This is a genomic window from Pseudomonas sp. GM21, assembly GCF_000282215.1.
Taxonomy (GTDB): Bacteria; Pseudomonadota; Gammaproteobacteria; order Pseudomonadales; family Pseudomonadaceae; genus Aquipseudomonas.
The window spans coordinates 1-3,034 of record NZ_AKJS01000179.1; the positions used below are offsets into that span (position 1 = coordinate 1).

Below are 3,034 nucleotides of genomic sequence, written 5' to 3' on the forward strand. Positions count from 1 at the left end.
CGAGCCTGCTCGCGATGACGCCGGCACAGTCCCCGAAAAATCAATGCCGTTTGATAAACCCCGTCAACGCCGCCAGCGCCTCCGACGACCGCAACCGCTGGGTAAACAACGCGCCCTCTTCTTCTATCACCTTGCGCAGCAATTCCCGGTCCGGCGCTTTCATCAACTGCTTGCTGATGCGCACCGCTTCCGGCGGCAGCGACTCAAAGCGCAACGCCATCTCCCGCGCCTTGGCCAACGCTGCTTCGCCAGTGCCCAACGCTTCGGTGGCAATGCCCCACTCTGCCGCCTGTTCACCGCTGAAACCTTCACCCAGCAGCAACAATTCCGCCGCTTTGGCATGCCCGAGCAAGCGCGGCAGGATCAGGCTGGAGCCGAACTCCGGGCATAAGCCGAGATTGACGAACGGCATGCGCAGGCGAGCATCGCGGCTGACATACACCAGGTCGCAATGCAGCAGCATCGTCGTGCCAATCCCCACCGCTGCGCCGGCCACAGCGGCGATCACCGGTTTGCGGCATTCCAGCAAATTGAGCATGAAGTGAAATACCGGGCTGTCCAGGCTACCGGGCGGTTGCTGGATGAAGTCGGCGATGTCGTTGCCGGCGGTGAAGCACTCGGCACTGCCGGTGATCAGTACGGCGTTGATTTCAGGGTCGGTGTCAGCCTGTTTCAGCGCCTCGGCCAGATGGCTGTACATGGCGCGGGTCAGGGCGTTTTTCTTCTCGGGGCGATTCAGGCGCAGCGTCAGCAAACCGCGTTCGCGTTCGATCTGGATGGCTTCGGTCATGGAGGTCTCGCGTCTGAAAAATCAGCGCTCAACCACGAGGCAGGAACACATCGGCCAGCAGTTGATTGCGCGGCAATCCCGCGAGGTACAGGCGCCGGGAAAAGGCGTCGACACTGTCGGGGGCTCCGCAGACTAAGGCCAGGGTTTGCCGGGAGACAAGCCGCAGTTGCGCCAATGCCTGCGGCAACTCGGCCGGGGTCCAGCACTCGACACTCAGGTTATCGCGGCCCTCGCCCATGTCGTGCAGCGGTTTGGCCAGGTAATGCTCGTCGGCGTCATGGGCCAGATGAATGACACGAATGGCGCCTTGGTGATCCTGTCGCAGCGCTTCGCGTAATACGCCAAACAGCGGCCCTAAACCGGTGCCCGCGGCCAACAGCCACAGCGGCCGGGTGTGCCAGTCCGGATCGTAATGCAAAGCGCCGCCGCGCAGTTCGCCGAGGCGGATCGAGTCACCGATTTTCAGCTGGCGGGCTGCGTCGCTGAACGCTCCCGGCTGTCGGCAATCGAGGTGGAACTCCAGAAAGCGGTCTTCTTCCGGCAGGCTGGCGAGGGAATAAGGTCGTGCCACATTGCCGGCCCATAACACCAGATGTTGTCCGGCGTTGTAGCGAAAAGGACGCTCCGGCGTCAGACGCAAGCGCAGCACGCTGGCGCTCAACCAATCGACGGCGGCGACCTCGGCCGGGCGACCATCGACCTGGGGATCGAAGGTATGCACCTGCAAATCCTCGACCACCTGACACTGGCACGCCAGGCGCCAGCCCTGCTGACGCTGGTCTGCGCTCAAGGCATCGGGGCGGTGGTCGCTCGGTAATCCTTGTACGCATTGCACCAGGCACGCATGGCAACTGCCGGCACGGCAACTGTAGGGGACGGGCACGCCGTTTTGATTCAAGGCATCGAGCAAGTTGCTTCCCTGCGCCACCGACCACTGACGCTCGCCGACCCGCAACTCAGGCATCGACGTTCTCCCAGGCCGCCGCACATCGGTTGCGACCGTCACGCTTGGCGCGGTAGAGCGCCTGATCGGCGCGCTGCAAGGCGTCATCGAGATCATCGCCCAGTTCCAGCAGGGTCATGCCCACCGACAAACTGAGGTGGGCAACGTCGAGGCCGATCAGCTCGACATCAGTGAAAGCGATGCGCAATCGCTCACAGCACGCGGTCAATCGTTCGGCATCGCAATCGGGCACCAGCACCACGAACTCTTCACCGCCATAACGTGCCAGCACATCACCGTCGCGCAGGCACGCGGTCGCGACACCGGCAAAGGCTTGCAGGACCTGGTCGCCCGCCGCATGGCCATGCACATCGTTGATGCGTTTGAAGTGGTCAAGATCGATCAGCGCCAGGCCATGCATCACGCCGGCGTCCATGGCGCTCAGTTCGCGGGAGGCCAGACGCAGAAAATGGCGGCGGTTGAACAGCCCGGTGAGTTCGTCGGTAGCGACCAGGTCTTCGAGCTGGCGCATCATCCCGCGCAGGGTGTCCTGGTGCGCTTGCAAGGCGAAACGCCGTTGACGCATGCGCTGGCGCGAAGCCTGGACGTAGCGGGCGTAGAGCACCAGCCAGATCAACACAATAAGCAACACACACGCTTGCAACCCGGCCAGCGCCGGGTCGCGGAGCTGAAGGTGGTAGCCCTCCCACAGCGTGATCGCACTGAAACTGAAAAATACCAGCAACGCACACCGCATCAACGCTCGGCGCGACAGATGGAACAACCCGAACAACAGGATCAGCACGTAAAACACCAGGAACGCGCCCCGTGCCTCATCCAGATTGGCGATCAGCCAGGTTTGCCACCCCAGCCCCAACAACACTTGCACTTCGGTCAGGCTGGGGTCGGAAAAACGCAGGTTGCAGCCGCTGTAGAACACCGCGAACAATGCCGCCTGGCTGATGATCACCAATCCGGTGCCAACGGCCATGCGGGCCAGGGATTCGTCGTATTGACCGGTGAAAAACGCCAGCCACAGCAACATCAGCGCCAGGGCGTAAGTGCCGGCTGCCAGGGCAAAGCGTTTAAGTAAAAGCTGTTGAATGGCGTTATGGGTCAATCGTTGACTCACTATGCGAAAGAAGCTGTTTGAGTGTCCTACTCTACAGGCCGGGTGCCACTTTAGTGGCGAGCCGGATAAATGACCATTCAATTTTCCAGACAGAAAACTGGCGTCAAAAGCATGACCCGTTTTCCGCCTTCTAACTTACCCGTAGCAGCTGGCGAAGCCTGCGTTCGGC

General features: G+C 61.8%; 3 protein-coding genes. All 3 read right to left on the reverse strand.

Annotation, left to right across the window (positions count from 1 at the left end; all coding sequences use genetic code 11):
• Positions 1 to 40: 40 nt before the first annotated feature.
• The 3 genes from PMI22_RS03190 to PMI22_RS03180 are packed head-to-tail and all read right to left on the reverse strand — an operon-like array spanning position 41 to position 2,853.
• Positions 41 to 790 carry an enoyl-CoA hydratase-related protein gene (locus PMI22_RS03190; protein ID WP_007948758.1) on the reverse strand — a complete coding sequence of 250 codons (750 nt, stop codon included), beginning with the start codon at positions 788 to 790 and terminating at the stop codon, positions 41 to 43.
• A gap of 28 nt (positions 791 to 818) precedes the next feature.
• Entirely contained in the window at positions 819 to 1,754 is a 936-nt protein-coding gene (locus PMI22_RS03185) for an iron-sulfur-binding ferredoxin reductase (RefSeq protein ID WP_007948759.1), read from the reverse strand.
• Positions 1,747 to 2,853, reverse strand: a complete 1,107-nt coding sequence (locus PMI22_RS03180) for a GGDEF domain-containing protein (RefSeq protein WP_007948760.1) — start codon at positions 2,851 to 2,853, stop codon at positions 1,747 to 1,749. Before PMI22_RS03180 ends, PMI22_RS03185 begins: the two co-directional genes overlap by 8 nt.
• Positions 2,854 to 3,034 lie beyond the last annotated feature (181 nt).